Here is a 15,997-nt window from a genome sequence, read left to right as displayed (position 1 = left end):
CCAAGATGGAAACACTCAATTACCGATTCGAACAAGGCCGCCGCTCGCTGTCGGCCGAACCGCGCATCGTCGGCGTGGTCAGCTCGGGCAACCTGGAAGTACTGATCGAGAGTACGCCGCTGGGCGGCGCCTGCGAAGTTGGCATACAGACCGCCGCCGTCGGCTTCGGCCCTATCTGGCAAGCCGTCATCTCCGACTTCCAGCAGCGCTGGCAGTTGGCCGACACGCGCATCGCTATCAACGATATGGGCGCAACGCCGGCCGTGGTCAGCCTGCGGCTGGACCAGGCGGTGGAATCCATGCTGGGAGAGGCCAAATGAGCAGCTACCTGGAAGCCAATGCGCGCGAGCGCCTGGCGCTGTTCGACAGTTTCGAAGAATTCATCGGCCCGGCGCAGCGCGTGGTCAGCCCGCACCTGGGGCAGCTCAACGCGCCGGTGTCCTTCGACGACGGCGTAGTGGTCGGCCGCGCCAGCCTGGAAGGCTTGACCGTGTTTGCCGCCGCGCAGGAAGGCGGTTTCATGGGCGGCGCTGTGGGCGAAGTGCACGGCGCCAAGCTGGTTGGCCTGCTGCGGCTCGCATTGCTTCAGCGCCCAGCCGCCGTGCTGCTGTTGCTGGAAACCGGCGGCGTGCGCCTGCATGAAGCCAATGCCGGCCTGATCGCGGTATCGGAAGTGATGCGAGCCGTGCTTGACGTGCGCGCGGCGGGCATCCCCGTCGTGATCCTGATTGGCGGCTCCAACGGCGCCTTCGGCGGCATGGGCATCGTGGCACGCTGCGCCAATACGCTGGTGATTTCCGAGGAAGGCCGCCTTGCCATGTCGGGGCCGGAAGTGATTGAGACTGCCAACGGTGTCGAGGAGTTTGATTCGCGCGACCGCGCCCTGGTGTGGCGCACCACCGGCGGCAAGCATCGCTACCTGATGGGCGACGTGCAGCGCATCGTGGAAGACAGCATTCCCGCCTTCCGCCAGGCGGCGCTGGAGGCCATCGAAGAAGCCCGCAACGGAACTGTGGAACTGACGCTGGCCGGGCTGGAAGCGGAGCAAGCCATGCTGGCGCAGCGCATCGAGCGCTTCGGCGACCTGCGTGACCCCGCCGACATCTGGGCTGCGATCGGCATTACTGCACCGCAAGACATCCCGATGCTGGATGTCGATTCATTCACCGCAGCGGTCGCGCCGCACCGACTGGGAGCTTGAGCATGGAATGGAAAGTATTGGCCGATGCCCTGTTCCCCGATGGGCACGACATCGTGGAGCACGAACAATTCCTGAACGGTACCGCACGCGTGGCTGACCAGATAGTCAGCATTATCGGTACCACCGGCCACGCGCCGATCGGCGTGGAAATCGCGCTGGCGCAGGCGAAGGCTGTACTGGCGACGGTGCGCAACCATCCCGGCCGAGCTATCGTGCTGCTGGTTGATACGCAAGGCCAGCGCCTGCGCCACCGCGACGAAATGTTAGGCATCAACAGCTATATGGCCCACTTGGGCAAATGCGTCGACCTGGCGCGCCGCCAGGGCCACCGCATCATCGGGCTGGTGTACGACCAGGCTTTGTCCGGCGGCTTCATTACCAGCGGGCTGATGGCCGACGCATGCTATGCCCTGCCCGATGCCACGATCCGCGTTATGGGTTTGCCGGCCATGGCCCGCATTACCAAGGTGCCGGAAGAAAAGCTGGTCGAACTGGCGCGCAGCAATCCTGTTTTTGCACCGGGTCCCGAGAACTACCTGCGCATGGGCGGCCTGCAGGCGATCTGGGAAGGCGACCTCGCGGCGCACCTTGCGCACGCCATCGCCAATGCGCCACGCGAGGACCAGCGCAGCGCACTAGGTTTGCTGCGAGGAGGCCGCAAGGCAGCGCAGCCAGTCATCGAGGCCATCATAGGCGGCGGAAATGTACGCACGGCATGACCTGGCCTGGTTGACGGACGACGGCTGGCAGCAAGAGCTGTCGGCCGTTGCGCCAGGCACGGCCGCGCACGGCGCGATCGCGCGCTGGGCCGGCTCACGCTGGCCTCTCATCGTGCGGCGTCACGACAGACCGACGCAGCCAGGCGCCGAAACCGGCACGGATAGCGGTGCGGTCTTTCTCGGCCTCGCTGCGCCGCCTGATCCCGCCAGCGGCGCAAAATTCCGCTTGCCGCTGATCGTCCCAGCCCGACATATCGCCCGCCACAGCGCCCCGCTGCTGCTGGAAGCAGTCGCGCACTCCCTTCCCGGGAATTGGCAGGCGCCGTTTTCCCGCCTGCGCCAAGCCGGCGAAGGCCTCGACCTGCGCGTGTTCGGCTCACTGGCCCTGCAGGCGCTGACAGGCCAGTTGTACCTGCGCGACAGCTCCGACATCGACTTGCTGTTCCGTCCACGCAGCATCTGCGAGCTCGATGCCGGCACCCTGCTGCTCGCCAGCTTCCTTGGCGAGCTGCCGCTGGATGGCGAGATCATTTTCCCCAGCGGCCAGGCCGTAGCGTGGAAAGAATGGTTCACAGCCCGCGCCCATACCGAGCGGGTGCTGGTCAAATCACAGGTCGACGTGAAACTCGCCCCCCGCGCCGAACTGCGCGCAGAACTGGAGGCAGCATGACTGTCCATTCCACGCCCGCGCAAGCTGCCATCAGCGCCGTCGGCTGCACGCAGCGCCGCCATCCGGCGCACGCGCTATCGCACGAAGTCGCGCTGCGCGCCGTGCGCAGCCTGTATCACGAGCTGGCGCTCTACCCAAAACCCGGCCTGGTCTCCTTCATCGACAACGGCAGCCACAGCGACATGGATGCCGCCACTTTCATGCGCAGCCTGTTCGCCCTGCGCCACTACTATGCCAGGATCTGCAAAGCCGGCTATGACGGCGCTCCCTTTGCAGTGCTGAAAGCACTCGGCATCGCCGCCGAACAGCGCATGATGGCCGCGACACAAGGCGTCAACACCCACCGCGGCGCCATCTTCGCACTGGGCTTGCTGTGCGCCGCGATGGGCCGCTTGCGCGCGCTGCGCATGACGCTCACGCCCACCGCCCTGCGTACAGCGCTCCTGCTGCATTGGGGGGAGGAATTGGCCGCCCACACATACGCTACGGGCGATTCGCACGGCCAGCAGGCGGCCGCCCAACACGCTGCGAGCGGCGCGCGTGAAGAAGGCGCGCTTGGCCTGCCTTCGGTATTCGAAGTGGGCCTGCCCGCGCTGCACAAGGCCTTGGCGCGCGGCGCACCCTTGCTGCATGCCCGCGTCGACGCCATCTTCGCCCTGATGGCGCACATCAGCGACACCAATATCTACCATCGGGGCGGAGCGGAAGGCGCCGATACGGTGCGCCGCGACGCGTGCCATTTCCTGCAACTGGGCGGCACGGCAAATCCTCAGTGGGAAGATCTCGCGCAGGATTGCCACCAGCGCCTCGTCGCGAAGCGATTATCGCCCGGCGGAGCGGCCGACCTCCTGGCCGCCACCTGCCTGGTGCACAGCCTGTCCACCATGCCGCCGCCATGAAAAGCCGCCTGCTGATACTCTGTCCCGGCCAGGGCGCCCAGCATGCCGGCATGTACGACATGGCCCGCAGCAACCCGCACGGCGCCGCCCTGCTGGATCAACTGGCGCCGCTACTGCCCGGCCTGAGCGATCCGGCCAGCCTGTTCAGCAATCGCACCGCCCAACCAGCCATCGTCGCAAGTAGCCTCGCCATATGGGAGGCGCTGCGCCGCGACTGTCCGCCACCCGCGCTGGCCGCCGGCTACAGCGTCGGCGAACTGACAGCCTACGGCGTAGCGGGAGCATTGACTCCCGAGCGCACCGTCGCCCTGGCAGGCCGACGTGCCGAATTCATGGACGCCTGCGTCGCCCCGGACCGCCCGCATGCCATGCTCGCCATCAGCGGCCGGCGCATCGACACCTTGCACCACATGCTGGCCGCGCAAGGCTTCCATATCGCGATCGAAACAGGCGAAGACACATGCATTGCAGGCGGCCCCACCGCCAATGTCGCCGCCATCGTCCTCCCTGGCGCCCGCATCGTGCCGCTACCAGTCGCCGTCGCGTCGCATACCCCCTACCTCCGGGCAGCAGTCGAACCGTTTGCCGGCCTGCTTAGGCACGAATCATTCCGCGAGATGCAAGTCCCCGTCCTGGGCGGAGTGGACGCCATGCCTGTTCGCGACAGGGATAGCGCCATCGACCGCCTCTCGCGCCAGTTGGCCGAAACAGTCATGTGGAGTGATTGCATGGATGCCTGCGCCGAACGCGGGATCACAGCGGCGCTGGAGCTTGGCCCGGGCAGTGCCCTGTCAAAAATGCTATCCGCACGCCACCCGGACATCGATTGCCGATCCGTGGCCGACTTCCGCTCACTGGACGGTGTACGCCGCTGGCTGGAGCGCGCTTAGCGAAGGTGCTGCTGCACCCAGGCGATGATGCTGTTAGTATCCATCGCCCCCGGCTGGCGCGCCAGTTCGCGGCCGCCCTTGAACACGGCGAGCGTGGGAATGCTGCGGATAGCAAAGCGGGACGCCAACTGCTGTTCCGCCTCGGTATTGACCTTTACCACGCGGAAGTAAGGCTCGAGTTTGGCCGTCGCCTGTTCATAGAACGGCGCCATTTGCCGGCACGGCCCACACCAGGGCGCCCAAAAATCCACCAGTACCGGAATATCGTTGCGCTCAACATGCTTGAGGAAACGCTCCGTCGACAAGTCGACCGGATGGCCGGTGAACAGGGGGCGCTGGCACTTGCCGCAGGTGGCCCCTTCTTCCAGGCGAACCGAGGGAACGCGGTTGACCGCGTCGCAATGGGGACAGACGATATGCAAGTTTTCCATGTATTCCAGTATAGCGCAGGCTTATAATCCCGAGGGCACGCTTCGCCAGCCAGGAGGCCTCATGGAATACGTGAATACCGACCGCTTGCGCATTGCCTTCCGCCAGCATGGCGACATGCAGGGGGAACCCATCTTCCTGCTGCACGGCTGGCCCGATGACATGCACACCTGGGACGGTGTGCTGCCCACCCTGGCCGCCGCGGGTTACCGGCTGATCGTACCGAGCCTGCGCGGCTTCGGCGAAACCCGCTTCCTCGACCACGGCACCCCGCGCAGCGGCCAGCTATCCGCCCTCGCCCAGGACTTACTGGACTTCGCCAGCGCCCTCGGTATCGAGCGCTTCAACGTAGTTGGCCATGACTGGGGAGCGCGAGCGGCCTACAATGCCGCCCTGCTGGCGCCCGAGCGCGTGATGCGCTGCATGGCGCTGTCGGTCGGCTGGGGCACCAATGACCCGGACCAGGCGCTGAGCATGGTCCAGGCCCGCAACTACTGGTATCAGTGGTATTTGACGACCGACCGCGGCGCGGAAGCCTTGCGCAAGGAACGGCGCGACTTCGCCCTCCTGCTATGGCGCACCTGGTCACCCTCCTGGCATTTCGGCGAAGGCGTTTTCCACGACACGATGCACGCCTGGGACAACCCGGACTGGGTGGAAGTCACCGTGCATTCCTACCGCGCCCGCTGGGGACTGGCCTTCCCGGATCCGTTTTACGCGGCGCAGGAAAACCGCTTGCGGCACGAGTCCGTGATCAGCGTGCCGACGCTCACCCTGCACGGCACCGAGGATGGCGCCAACAGCCCGCAAACATCCGAACATAAGGAACACCTGTTCACAGGCCCATACCATCGCGTGCTGCTGGCCGGCGTCGGCCACTTCCCGCAGCGGGAAAATCCGGGCGCCGTGGCGGATGCCCTACTTGCGTGGCTCCAGCGCGGTTAAATCCGTCTTTGCGCTTGGGAAGAACAGCTGCTGGCCGGCGGGACGGAATTGCGCGATCTTCGCTTGTCCTTCCGGCGACGTGATCCACTCGATCAGCTGTTGCGCACCTTTGTAATTCACGCCCTGGTGCTTAGCCGGATTGGTGGCGATGATGCCGTAAGGGTTAAACATGCGCGGGTCGCCTTCAACCATCAGGGCCAGACCGGTTTTGGCCTGGTACGCACCGTAAGTCGCGCGGTCGGTCAGCGTATAGCCGCCGATTTCGGACGCCATATTCAGCACTTCGCCCATGCCAAGGCCCGCAGAAACGTATTGTGCGCCAGCGGGTTGCATGCCGGCCTGCTTCCAATACGCCTTCTCCATGATATCGGTGCCCGAATTATCGCCGCGCGAAATGAATTTCGCCGGGCCGCTTGCAAGCTTGCGGAAGGCTGCCAGCACGTCCTTGCCGCCCTTGATGCCGGATGGGTCGCCAGCAGGACCGACCACGATAAAGTCGTTGTACATTACATCTCGCCGATCCACGCCCCAGCCCTCGGCCACGAATTTGTCTTCGGCCGCACGGGCATGCACCAGGGTCAAGTCCACGTCACCGTTTTTCGAGAGCTCCAGCGCCTTGCCGGTACCGACCGAGATCACGTGAACCTTGCTGTTGGTCCTCGCCTCGAAGGCCGGCAACAGGTAAGCCAACAGGCCGGAATTTTCCGTGCTGGTGGTGGTGGAAAGGCGGATGATTTGCTGCGCTTGTGCGCAGTGGGCGGCAAACAGTGCCGTGGCAAAAGCCGCTAACAGGAGCCTGCGTTTCATTCACTTCTCCTCAAGTTGGCCGTCGCGCAGCTTCAGGCGCCGCACATCGGGCAAGTTAATCAAGTCACGGTCGTGGCAGGCCATGACGACGGTGCTGCCGGCCTGGGTCAGCGATGGGATCAAGGCCAAGACCTGTTCGCGCGCCTCGCCATCGAGGCTGGCGGTTGGTTCATCCAGCAATAGCAAGCGCGGATGCAGGACTTTTGCCCGCGCCAGCGCCACCCGCTGCTTCTCGCCACCCGACAGCGTTGCTGGCTGGCTTGCTCGCAGATGCTGCACACCGGCCCAATGCATGGCCTCCTCAACCAGTCGCGCCGCCTCGCCGCGCGCCACGCCCCGCGCATGCAGGCCATAGGCGATATTGCCGGCCACGCTGGTGGAAAACATCACCGGATGCTGGTGCACATAGACGATGTCACGCCGCAGCTTTGCCGGATAAGGCGCCAGCTTCACCCCTTCGCCCGCGAATTGAATCCCCTCCGCATCCGCTGGCGCCAGGCCAGCCAGTACACGCAGTAAAGTGCTTTTGCCGGCGCCGTTCATCCCGGTCAACACGTACGCGCACGCGGCCTCGAGCTGGAAGTCCCGCAGGTCGAACAGCAGCTTATCCCCATAGTGCTTGCTCAAGCGGGCGATTGAAAGCATAGCTGTCATCCCCTGCCCCTGGCCGCATGGGCATCGCCCTGCAGCACCATTAAAGCACCATTCATCGCCAGCGCGATGGTCACCAGCACCACGCCTAGCGCGATGCCCTGCGCGAACTCGCCCTTGCTGGTTTCCAGCGCAATGGCAGTGGTGATAGTGCGCGTCTCGCCAGCGATATTTCCGCCCACCATCATCGCGCAGCCCACTTCCGAAATCACGCGTCCGAAGCCACTGATAATCGCAGCCATGACGCCGAAGCGCACTTCATACAGCAAGGTTGACATCACACGCCAAGGCGAAGCGCCATGCGCGATAGCGGTTTCCGCGAGGCGCGGATCAGCCGCCTGCACCGCCGCCAGCGTGAACGCCAACAGCACCGGCAGCGCAATCAGCACCTGCCCCGCCACGATACCCGGCTGCGAGAACAGCCACTGCAAGCCGCCCATCGGCCCATGGCGCGACAACATCATGTACAGCAGGAGTCCGATCAGCACCGTCGGCAGCGACAACGCCGCCTGCACAAGCCAGATCACCACACGCCGCCCCCGGAACTGCGACATCGCAATCGCATAACCGCCCATCACCGCAAGCGGCGTCGCAATCAGCAAGCCCACAACGCTGGTACTAAGCGAAATCCACACGATGCGCCACAACACCGGATCACCCTCAAACAGCAGCCGGAACGCCCCCTGCACCGCCTCCAGCAGCCCCATCACCCCTCCCGCTCCACGGTTGACACGGGCGGGACTGTGGCAAGTTCGGGTTCGGGGATCAGGCGTTCGGGGGATGTCAGGAGCAGGAAGTGGCGGCCGGTGCAACGGGCCAGCAGCGTCATGCCCAGACGGCTGGCGACGCTGTGGCCCATTTGCGTCGTGCCGGAGCGGGAGAGCAGGAAGGGGATCGACATCTGCGCGCCTTTGATCACCATTTCGGACGTCAGGCGTCCGGTGGTGTAGAACACTTTGTCGTCGCCTTTCATCTCGTCCAGCCACATTTTCCCGGCGATGGAGTCAACCGCGTTGTGGCGGCCTACGTCTTCTACGAAGTACAGCAGTTCGCCGGATTGGGTGAAGAGCGCGCAGCCATGCACTGAGCCGGCTTGCTTGTAAATCGACTGCAGCGTGCGGATGGTTTCAACGATGCGGTAGACGCCTGATTGCTTGAGCCGCGCGTCCGGCGGCAGCACGATGTCGTCCACTTCGTCCATCAAGTCGCCGAATACGGAGCCTTGACCGCAGCCGGTGGTGACCACTTTGCGTGATGTGCGTTCTTCGATGTCCGTGACGCCGTTGCGAGTTTTGACGGCTGCTGCGCCCACCGACCAGTCAACGTGGATTGACTCCACATCTTCCAATGATCGCACCAGGCGCTGGTTGCGCAGGTAGCCGAGCACCAGGGCTTCCGGCGCACCACCCAGCGTCATCAGGGTTACCAGTTCGCGCTTGTCGACGTACACCGTCAGCGGGCGCTCGGCGGGGATGTGGATCAAGGATCGGCGGCCTTTCTCGTCGACCGCTTCCACTTCCTGCGTGAGCGGCACGCTGGCCTGGGTCATTTCCGGTAGTCTCATGCGCTTGCTGCCTCCATCGCCTTGCCACCTCCATAGCTGGACTGGGGCTGGACCTTGCCGCCCAGCGACACCTTAACCGCACAATATTTGAATTCCGGGATTTTGCCAAACGGGTCGAGCACGGGGTTGGTCAGCTTATTGATCGCTGCTTCGTAATAACAGAAAGGCACAAACACCGCGCCGCGCGGTGAGCTGTCGTCGGCGCGCGCGTACAGCGAGACCTGGCCGCGGCGCGAGGCGATCGTCACGACGTCGCCGGGCTTGCCGCCCAGGTCGGCCAGGTCAAGCGGGTGCACCAGTGCTACCGGGTCCGGCTCGATCGCGTCGAGCACCACCGTGCGGCGCGTCATGCTGCCGGTGTGCCAATGTTCGAGCTGGCGGCCCGTGATCAGCACCATCGTGTATTCAGCGTCGGGGCGCTCGTCGGCCGGGATGATATCGGCCGGCACGAAACGCGCCCTGCCCGATTCGCGCGGGAAGTCTTCAGTGAACACCACGGGCGTGCCGGGATCGCCTTCCTCAAGACATGGATAGGTGACGGCGTGTTCGCGTTCCAGCCTGTCCCACGTAATGCCGGCGATGCTGGGCATCACTTGCCGCATTTCCGCAAATACGTCTGCGGCGCCGCTGTACCGCCAATCGAGGCCAAGGCGCTGCGCGAGCTGCTGGATGATCCACAAATCCTGCCGCGCTTCGCCTGGCGGTTGCAATGCCTGGCGGCCGATTTGCACCAGCCGGTCGGTGTTCGTGAAACTGCCTGTCTTTTCGGGGAAGGCGCTGGCAGGCAGGATCACGTCCGCCAGGTAGGCCGTCTCGGTCAGGAAGATATCCTGCACCACCAGGTGTTCGAGGGAAGCCAGCGCGTCACGCGCGTGGTTGGCGTCCGGGTCGGACATGGCGGGATTCTCGCCCATGATGTACATGCCTTTGACCTGGCCTGCCTTGGCCGCATCCATCACTTCCACCACGGTCAGGCCGGGCTTGTCGTCCAACGCGCCGGGTGCCAGGCCCCAGGCGTTTTCGAAGCGGGCCTTGGCGGCGGGTTCGGTCACGCGCTGGTAATCGGGGTACATCATCGGGATCAGGCCCGCGTCGGAGGCGCCCTGCACATTGTTCTGACCGCGCAGCGGATGCAGTCCTGTGCCGGGCCGGCCGATCTGGCCTGTCATCAACGCGAGTGCAATCAGGCAGCGTGCATTATCGGTGCCGTGCACGTGCTGCGAAATGCCCATGCCCCACAGGATCATTGATGCGCGCGAGGTGGCATATTGGCGCGCGACGGAACGGATGATGTCGGCCTCGACACCGCAGATCGGCGCCATCGCCTCGGGACTGAAATCGGCCACGTTGGCTGCAAGTTCGTCGTAGCCAATGGTGCGGCTGGCGATAAACTCCTTGTCAACCAGGCCTTCCGTCACGATCACATGCATCATGGCGTTCAGCAGCGCGACGTCCGTGTCGGGCTGGAATTGCAGGAATCGGTGGGCGATGCGCGACAGGTCGGAGCGGCGGGGGTCGCACACGATGAGTTTGGTGCCCTGCTTGACCGCGTTCTTGATCCAGGTTGCCGCAACTGGGTGATTAACCGCTGGATTGGCGCCGATCAGGATGACCACTTCGGCCTTCATCACATCCTTGACGGGATTGGAGACGGCGCCCGAGCCTATCCCCTCCAACAATGCAGCGACCGAAGAGGCGTGGCATAGCCGAGTGCAGTGGTCGACGTTATTGCTGCCAAAACCGGTGCGTACCAGCTTCTGGAACAGATAGGCTTCTTCATTGCTGCCTTTGGCGGAGCCGAAGCCGGCCAGCGCGCGCGGCCCATGCATGTCGCGGATAGCTGCCAGCCTGCCGCCGGCCAGCGCCAGCGCCTCTTCCCAGCTGGCTTCGCGGAACACGCCGTACACGTGGTCCGGGTCCATCGCGAAGTCGCCCGACTTGGGCGGTGCGTCGGCGCGTCGCACCAGTGGCTTGGTCAGTCGCTGCGGGTGGTGGGCGTAGTCGAAACCGTAGCGGCCTTTCACGCAAAGCCTGCCCTGGTTGGCGGGGCCGTTGCGGCCTTCCACATAGAGGATCTTGTTGTCCTTGACGTTGTATGTGAGCTGGCAGCCCACGCCGCAATATGGGCAGACTGAGTCCACCCGCTTGTCCGGCACGGAAAGCGCCGCATCGCGCGCGGGCATCAGGGCGCCGGTCGGGCAGGCCTGAACGCATTCACCGCAGGCTACGCAGGTGGAGGCGCCCATCGCGTCGTCCATGTCGAACACAATTTTCTCGTGGTCGCCGCGCCAGGCCAAGCCGATCACATCGTTCATCTGCTCGTCGCGGCAGGCGCGCAGGCAGCGCGTGCATTGTATGCAGGCGTCGAGATTGACCGCAATGGCGGCGTGCGACAAGTCACGTTGCGGCTGCCGGCGAGCGGCAAAGCGCGGCTTGCCGATGGCGAGCTTGGCGGCCCATTGTTCGACTTCGTTGTGGCGCGTGTGCCCCTTTTCCGGCATATCGGCGAGCAGCAGCTCGAGCACCATTTTCTGCGCGGCGAGCGCACGCGGGCTATCGGTGCTGACTTTCATCCCTTGCGCCGGGTGGCGACAGCAGGATGGGGCCAGCACGCGCTCGCCGTCGATCTCCACCATGCATGCGCGGCAGTTGCCGGCAGCGGCCATGCCGTCCTTGTAGCATAGGTGCGGGATCTCGATGCCTTCACGGCGCGCGGCTTGCAGAAGCGTTTCGCCCTCTGCGGCTTGCATGGCGCGGCCATTGAGCTCGAAGTCGATCATCGCCTCACCTCGTGCGGAAAGTATTTCAGCACGCAGTCGACCGGGTTTGGCGCTGCCTGGCCAAGGCCGCAGATCGAGGCGTCGCGCATCACTTGCGACAGTTCGCCGAGCAGGCTGGCATCCCACACCGGCTGCGCGATCAGGTCGACTGCCTTGGCGGTGCCTGCGCGGCATGGCGTGCATTGGCCGCACGATTCGTGGCGGAAGAAGCGCATCATATTGCTGGCTGCGGCGCGTGCGCTGTCCTGCTGCGACAACACAATGATGGCGGCCGAACCGATGAAGCATCCATACGGTTGCAGGGTGTCGAAGTCGAGTGGAATGTCGGCCAGGCTGGCGGGAAGGATGCCGCCGGACGCACCGCCCGGGAGGTAGGCATACAGCTGGTGGCCGTCTTGCATGCCGCCGCAGTATTCGGAAATCAGTTCCTGCAGCGTGATGCCGGCGGGGGCCAGCTTCACGCCGGGTTCCTTGACGCGGCCTGACACAGAGAATGAGCGCAAGCCCTTTCGACCACGCCGGCCATGGCTCGCAAACCATTTCGCGCCTTTGGCCAGAATTTCCGGTATCCAGTACAGAGTTTCGAAATTGTGTTCGAGCGTTGGGCGGCCGAACAGCCCTTTCTGCGCCACGAAGGGTGGACGCAGGCGGGGCATGCCGCGTTTGCCTTCGATCGATTCGATCATGGCGGATTCTTCGCCGCAGATATAAGCGCCTGCACCGCGGCGCAAATGAATGCGGGGTTCTGCCGGGGCCAGACGTTCCAGTTCGCGCTGAAGCAGCTTGCGGCAATCGTGGTACTCGTCGCGCAGGTAGACGTAGATATCGTCAATGCCGACAGCCCATGCCGCGATCAGCATGCCTTCGATGAACTGGCGAGGATTGCGTTCGAGGTAGTAGCGGTCTTTAAAGGTGCCTGGTTCGCCTTCGTCGATATTGACTGCCATCAGGCGCGGGCCAGGCTCGTCGCGCACGATGCGCCATTTGCGGCCGGCCGGGAAGCCTGCGCCCCCCAGGCCGCGCAACCCTGAATCCTCCAGCTCCGCGATCACCGAATCCACCGTCCGCATCCCGGACAGGCACTCGCGCAGCACCGTGAAGAGCGGTCCGTCGCCAATCGCCGAAGTATCCGCACCGCCGGCGGTCGCGGCAACGGCAGCCGCAACGCTCTCGCAACTGGCCTCCCCCACCGCACGTTGCCCGACCAGCACCGCCGGCGCCTGTTCGCAGCGCCCGATGCATGGCGCCGAAAGCACTCGCACTTCACGCCCCAGCAACGCCGGCAAGCGCGCCGCCAACGCGCCCGCACCAGCAAGCTCGCACGACAATCCATCGCACACGCGCACGGTCAACGCAGGCGGCGCAGTCTCGCCCTCCCGGACAATATCGAAATGGTGGTAGAAGGACGCGACTTCAAAAACTTCGACCTGCGCGAGCCGCAGTTCGGAAGCCAGCGCCGCCAGGTGCGCCGTCGACAGGCAGCCATACGCATCCTGGATCAGATGCAGAAACTCAATCAGCAAATCGCGGCGGCGCGGAGCGGCGCCGAGTAAAGCCTGCACCTGCTGCAACGCAGCAGCCTCAACCTGCCGGCCTTTAGGCCGCTGGCGTTTGCGTTCCCGGCTGGCACCCTGCACTGCAATAGGAATCATGCGCTGATTCACCTCGCGTAATTGGCGTATGCTTACCTCAGGGTATCATGCGTAGCCCTGTGGAGGAATATGTTAATTTCAACATAAGGATGCCACAGCGCGGAGGTGCGCCCGTGGAAAATTTGCAATCACTGGCGTCCATGTTGGACTTATACCAGCTCAGTTTGACGGCGGTCCTGGTTCTGCATGCCCTCAGCCTGGTGCCGCAATGGCAGCACCAATACTTCAACCCGCGCTTGCTGCGCGTGGCGATGCTCGGAATGATGCTCGGGATGGCACAAGGCGCGGTGATCGTAGCCGCCGTTGAGCACGCCACCTACGCACATGGCGGAGGCATCGCAATGCTTGGCGCAGCCATCATGATGCATGCCTGGGTCGCCGTACAGAACCTGCTCTCCAGTTACGCCTTCGTGAACCTGCACCGGCCTTGCGCCGTGATGGCTTACCGCATGCTGTGGGCACAGCGTCCGCTTGGCTACCTGAGCGCCGCGCTCACCTTGGTAGCGGCGTTCACTTTGATTTAGTTGCGGCCGGCAGTGCCTTGTTCAGGCCAGACGATATCGTTGTCGACCGAATACAGGCGGCATGGCTCCTTGCTCGCCGCCTGGCAGGCTGACAGCGCCTTCTCGTTGGTATTTTCGCCCTCTTCCGCCCAGCCCCACGAGCCGGTGGACGAAATCGCAAAGGCGCGCGGAGTAGCCTTCTTCAGGAATTCACGATACTGCTCGCGGCCGCGTTGCGGCACGAAAGGCACGGCGTTGATGTCATCCAGCGACGCGTAATGTGTGGCGCGCTGCGGCGGCGGCTCGGCCACGGCATAGACTTCACGCGTCGGCATGCCGATTTCAGACAGGAAGCGCTCCACTTCCGGCAGCCAGACCGTGGCGCCATCGCGATTGCCCAGCAAGCCGTGGGCGTCCTTCTTGAACGCGCCGTAAGCCACCAGCTCCGCCTTGCCGCCAGCGGACCGGAACGCGGTATGCATGCGCGCCACCAGTTCCGGGCCAAAATAGCTGTCGTTGGCGCCATACATCCACATGCTGGGAAGCTTGTTGCGGCGGCCGTATTCAGAGAAGGCTTTGACCAGCGCACCACGCCAGTCGCACAGGTCGCCGTGCACCTTCAGGCCGCCCGCAAAATTCATCACGCCGCGCACGCCCGGCATCTCCTGTGTAGCTGCGGCCATGCTGGCCAGGCCACCGAAGGACTGACCTGCCAGCACTATGTGTTCGTTGTCGACCCATGACTGGGAGCGTGCATAGCGCACTACGTCGGCAATATCACCCGCCTGCTCGTAGCCGTTGGCAGTCATATTGCAGCCGTATTCAACGAACTTGCCGGTGGAATTAGCGAAGCCGGTGCGCATCGGCACCATCACCGCGTAGCCGCGCCGCACAAATGCCGTGGCCAAATAGATAAAACGGTCGCGCGCCTGCAGCTTGGGGTTGCCCGGTGCTTTGCCATGGTTGACGATCAGCAGCGGGAACGGGCCTGGGCCCGGCGGCCGGAAAACCGTGGTTTCCAGCTGAACGTCCTGTGCCCGGCCGGCGGGAACCTTAATAATTTGCTCATTCAGGCGTGCATCGAGCACAACTTCCCCGGCCTGCGCAATTGGCAGGCTGGCGCAGGCCAGCAGTACGGCGGCAAGTCGGGCGGCGAAGGCTTTGATGATGCTCTCCGGAACGATGCGTTTGGGCAATATCCCAGATTCTTATGCGCACGGTTCAGGAAAGCAATCCCAAAACATTAAACGTAGCAATTAACTCAGCTTAAACAGCATGGTTCGCACGGATTCCAGCACTTCATCAGCTAATTTGGGGTCGGTTTTGTAGACATTCCGCGACACTGAGATGGCGCCGATCAGTGCCGCCATGATTGCCTGCGCCTGTTGCTTCTGCCCTTCCGCAGGCGGCAACTGGCGGCTGATGTAGTCCACCATCTGACGGAAACCGCTGGTGTAGTTGGCGCCGACACCCTCTTCCTGGCGTGCAATCTCGCTGGCAGCGGCGGCCAGGGGGCAGCCTTCGGCAAGGTTGTCGCGCTGTTCACGCGCCAGGTAGTAATCGACCAGCTGGGGCAGCGAAATGGGATTTGCCGTCAACTTGCCATAGGCGGAGCCGGTGCTGAAGTGCATCGCTTCCGCCGCCAGGGCGTCTTTGGACGGGAAATGGGCGTAAAGGGCGCCGTGAGTCAGGCCGGCGGCCTTGCTGATTTCGGCCACGCCCACGCCATCGATCCCTTTCTCGCGGAATAGCCGCGCCGCCGTTTCAACCAGCAACTGCCGGTTTTCGGCGGCTTTTTCCTTGGTGATCTTCATGGCAAACCCCTCTCGCATCAATCATTGCGACCATCATCATACCATGTGTTGTGCGCCGTGCTTATTTTTTGAGCAGGCGGATTGTTTCCACACGGAATCGGTTAAACTAGCGCCATGACGATTTCTGCACTCCAAGCCGGACTTTCCGGCCTCCAGGCCAACCAGCAAGCGCTGGCGGTGGAGGGGCACAATATCGCCAACCTGTCGACCCAGAATTTCCAGCCGCAACAGGCGAACTTCCAGCAAACACCTGGCGGGACAAACGTCACCATTTCCACCGCTGCGCGCGGCCTGGCAGCTGCCGACAATGCCGGCGGCGCACCTTCGGGTACCGACCCGGCAAGCGCTATCACCAACTCCCTGGTCTACAAAGCCAATTTCGACCTGTCCGCCAAAGTCGTGAAGGCGGCGGATGAGCGTATCGGCACACTGCTGGACATCAAGGCTTAACGTTCGCGGCTTCCCGCGTTATG

The 15,997-nt window shown here is 63.9% G+C and carries 18 protein-coding genes; 9 read left to right on the top strand and 9 right to left on the bottom strand.

The window, feature by feature from the left end; genetic code table 11:
* Positions 1–5 precede the first annotated feature (5 nt).
* From mdcC to AC1RTP_RS05250, 6 genes are read left to right on the top strand one after another with little or no spacing between them, the layout of a single operon-like run.
* Positions 6–320, top strand: coding sequence for a malonate decarboxylase acyl carrier protein (gene mdcC / locus AC1RTP_RS05275; protein ID WP_498605351.1), 315 nt, complete (start codon positions 6–8; stop codon positions 318–320).
* Positions 317–1,201, top strand: a complete 885-nt coding sequence (locus AC1RTP_RS05270; protein ID WP_498605349.1) for a biotin-independent malonate decarboxylase subunit beta — start codon at positions 317–319, stop codon at positions 1,199–1,201. Before mdcC ends, AC1RTP_RS05270 begins: the two co-directional genes overlap by 4 nt.
* A gap of 2 nt (positions 1,202–1,203) precedes the next feature.
* Positions 1,204–1,920 carry a biotin-independent malonate decarboxylase subunit gamma gene (gene mdcE / locus AC1RTP_RS05265; RefSeq protein WP_498605347.1) on the top strand — a complete coding sequence of 239 codons (717 nt, stop codon included), beginning with the start codon at positions 1,204–1,206 and terminating at the stop codon, positions 1,918–1,920.
* A complete protein-coding gene (gene mdcG, locus AC1RTP_RS05260) occupies positions 1,904–2,590 on the top strand; it encodes a malonate decarboxylase holo-[acyl-carrier-protein] synthase (protein ID WP_498605345.1) in 687 nt (228 codons plus the stop codon). Before mdcE ends, mdcG begins: the two co-directional genes overlap by 17 nt.
* Positions 2,587–3,489 (top strand): triphosphoribosyl-dephospho-CoA synthase MdcB, encoded by a 903-nt coding sequence (gene mdcB / locus AC1RTP_RS05255; RefSeq protein ID WP_498605343.1) that lies wholly within the window; start codon positions 2,587–2,589, stop codon positions 3,487–3,489. The genes mdcG and mdcB overlap by 4 nt, the downstream gene beginning before the upstream one ends.
* A complete protein-coding gene (locus AC1RTP_RS05250; protein ID WP_498605341.1) occupies positions 3,486–4,379 on the top strand; it encodes an ACP S-malonyltransferase in 894 nt (297 codons plus the stop codon). Before mdcB ends, AC1RTP_RS05250 begins: the two co-directional genes overlap by 4 nt.
* Here the strand turns inward: AC1RTP_RS05250 and trxC are convergent.
* Positions 4,376–4,810 (bottom strand): thioredoxin TrxC, encoded by a 435-nt coding sequence (trxC, locus tag AC1RTP_RS05245; protein ID WP_498605339.1) that lies wholly within the window; start codon positions 4,808–4,810, stop codon positions 4,376–4,378. The two genes, AC1RTP_RS05250 and trxC, sit on opposite strands and share 4 nt — an antisense overlap.
* Positions 4,811–4,871: 61 nt before the next feature.
* On the opposite strand from trxC, the gene AC1RTP_RS05240 reads away from it, so the two are divergent.
* Positions 4,872–5,753, top strand: coding sequence for an alpha/beta fold hydrolase (locus AC1RTP_RS05240; protein WP_498605337.1), 882 nt, complete (start codon positions 4,872–4,874; stop codon positions 5,751–5,753).
* Here the strand turns inward: AC1RTP_RS05240 and AC1RTP_RS05235 are convergent.
* Genes AC1RTP_RS05235 through AC1RTP_RS05210 form a run of 6 tightly spaced genes read right to left on the bottom strand, consistent with a single transcriptional unit; the run spans position 5,727 to position 13,219 of the window.
* Positions 5,727–6,560: an ABC transporter substrate-binding protein gene (locus tag AC1RTP_RS05235; protein ID WP_498605335.1), complete on the bottom strand. Its 834-nt coding sequence runs from the start codon at positions 6,558–6,560 to the stop codon at positions 5,727–5,729. The genes AC1RTP_RS05240 and AC1RTP_RS05235 overlap by 27 nt on opposite strands.
* The gene (locus tag AC1RTP_RS05230) at positions 6,561–7,214 is read right to left on the bottom strand and encodes an energy-coupling factor ABC transporter ATP-binding protein (protein WP_498605333.1); all 654 of its coding nucleotides are present in this window, start codon (positions 7,212–7,214) and stop codon (positions 6,561–6,563) included.
* Complete coding sequence (locus tag AC1RTP_RS05225; RefSeq protein WP_498605331.1) at positions 7,211–7,918, bottom strand: ABC transporter permease; 708 nt, start codon at positions 7,916–7,918, stop codon at positions 7,211–7,213. The genes AC1RTP_RS05230 and AC1RTP_RS05225 overlap by 4 nt, the downstream gene beginning before the upstream one ends.
* Complete coding sequence (locus tag AC1RTP_RS05220) at positions 7,918–8,775, bottom strand: formate dehydrogenase accessory sulfurtransferase FdhD (protein WP_498605329.1); 858 nt, start codon at positions 8,773–8,775, stop codon at positions 7,918–7,920. Before AC1RTP_RS05220 ends, AC1RTP_RS05225 begins: the two co-directional genes overlap by 1 nt.
* On the bottom strand, positions 8,772–11,555 hold the full coding sequence (gene fdhF / locus AC1RTP_RS05215) for a formate dehydrogenase subunit alpha (RefSeq protein ID WP_498605327.1): 2,784 nt from the start codon (positions 11,553–11,555) through the stop codon (positions 8,772–8,774). The genes AC1RTP_RS05220 and fdhF overlap by 4 nt, the downstream gene beginning before the upstream one ends.
* Complete coding sequence (locus AC1RTP_RS05210; RefSeq protein WP_498605325.1) at positions 11,552–13,219, bottom strand: NAD(P)H-dependent oxidoreductase subunit E; 1,668 nt, start codon at positions 13,217–13,219, stop codon at positions 11,552–11,554. The genes fdhF and AC1RTP_RS05210 overlap by 4 nt, the downstream gene beginning before the upstream one ends.
* Positions 13,220–13,347: 128 nt before the next feature.
* On the opposite strand from AC1RTP_RS05210, the gene AC1RTP_RS05205 reads away from it, so the two are divergent.
* A complete protein-coding gene (locus AC1RTP_RS05205) occupies positions 13,348–13,731 on the top strand; it encodes a hypothetical protein (protein ID WP_498605323.1) in 384 nt (127 codons plus the stop codon).
* On the opposite strand, the gene AC1RTP_RS05200 is transcribed toward AC1RTP_RS05205, so the two are convergent.
* Positions 13,728–14,798: a dienelactone hydrolase family protein gene (locus AC1RTP_RS05200; RefSeq protein WP_498605832.1), complete on the bottom strand. Its 1,071-nt coding sequence runs from the start codon at positions 14,796–14,798 to the stop codon at positions 13,728–13,730. The genes AC1RTP_RS05205 and AC1RTP_RS05200 overlap by 4 nt on opposite strands.
* Before the next feature lie 168 nt (positions 14,799–14,966).
* Complete coding sequence (locus tag AC1RTP_RS05195) at positions 14,967–15,524, bottom strand: TetR family transcriptional regulator (RefSeq protein ID WP_498605321.1); 558 nt, start codon at positions 15,522–15,524, stop codon at positions 14,967–14,969.
* Between the two features lie 114 nt (positions 15,525–15,638).
* On the opposite strand from AC1RTP_RS05195, the gene AC1RTP_RS05190 reads away from it, so the two are divergent.
* Positions 15,639–15,974 (top strand): flagellar basal body protein, encoded by a 336-nt coding sequence (locus AC1RTP_RS05190; protein ID WP_498605320.1) that lies wholly within the window; start codon positions 15,639–15,641, stop codon positions 15,972–15,974.
* Positions 15,975–15,997: the final 23 nt, after the last annotated feature.

Source organism: Pseudoduganella sp. GW821-FHT11H04 (assembly GCF_058807935.1).
The sequence above is the reverse complement of the archived record's forward strand: the minus strand, read 5'-3'. Positions and strand labels throughout refer to the sequence as shown.

Coding starts and splice junctions, on each gene's coding strand:
- mdcC (WP_498605351.1), top strand. CDS start 6: ATGGAAACACTCAATTACCGATTCGAACAAGGCCGCCGCTCGCTGTCG.
- AC1RTP_RS05270 (WP_498605349.1), top strand. CDS start 317: ATGAGCAGCTACCTGGAAGCCAATGCGCGCGAGCGCCTGGCGCTGTTC.
- mdcE (WP_498605347.1), top strand. CDS start 1,204: ATGGAATGGAAAGTATTGGCCGATGCCCTGTTCCCCGATGGGCACGAC.
- mdcG (WP_498605345.1), top strand. CDS start 1,904: ATGTACGCACGGCATGACCTGGCCTGGTTGACGGACGACGGCTGGCAG.
- mdcB (WP_498605343.1), top strand. CDS start 2,587: ATGACTGTCCATTCCACGCCCGCGCAAGCTGCCATCAGCGCCGTCGGC.
- AC1RTP_RS05250 (WP_498605341.1), top strand. CDS start 3,486: ATGAAAAGCCGCCTGCTGATACTCTGTCCCGGCCAGGGCGCCCAGCAT.
- trxC (WP_498605339.1), bottom strand. CDS start 4,810: ATGGAAAACTTGCATATCGTCTGTCCCCATTGCGACGCGGTCAACCGC.
- AC1RTP_RS05240 (WP_498605337.1), top strand. CDS start 4,872: ATGGAATACGTGAATACCGACCGCTTGCGCATTGCCTTCCGCCAGCAT.
- AC1RTP_RS05235 (WP_498605335.1), bottom strand. CDS start 6,560: ATGAAACGCAGGCTCCTGTTAGCGGCTTTTGCCACGGCACTGTTTGCC.
- AC1RTP_RS05230 (WP_498605333.1), bottom strand. CDS start 7,214: ATGACAGCTATGCTTTCAATCGCCCGCTTGAGCAAGCACTATGGGGAT.
- AC1RTP_RS05225 (WP_498605331.1), bottom strand. CDS start 7,918: ATGGGGCTGCTGGAGGCGGTGCAGGGGGCGTTCCGGCTGCTGTTTGAG.
- AC1RTP_RS05220 (WP_498605329.1), bottom strand. CDS start 8,775: ATGAGACTACCGGAAATGACCCAGGCCAGCGTGCCGCTCACGCAGGAA.
- fdhF (WP_498605327.1), bottom strand. CDS start 11,555: ATGATCGACTTCGAGCTCAATGGCCGCGCCATGCAAGCCGCAGAGGGC.
- AC1RTP_RS05205 (WP_498605323.1), top strand. CDS start 13,348: ATGTTGGACTTATACCAGCTCAGTTTGACGGCGGTCCTGGTTCTGCAT.
- AC1RTP_RS05195 (WP_498605321.1), bottom strand. CDS start 15,524: ATGAAGATCACCAAGGAAAAAGCCGCCGAAAACCGGCAGTTGCTGGTT.
- AC1RTP_RS05190 (WP_498605320.1), top strand. CDS start 15,639: ATGACGATTTCTGCACTCCAAGCCGGACTTTCCGGCCTCCAGGCCAAC.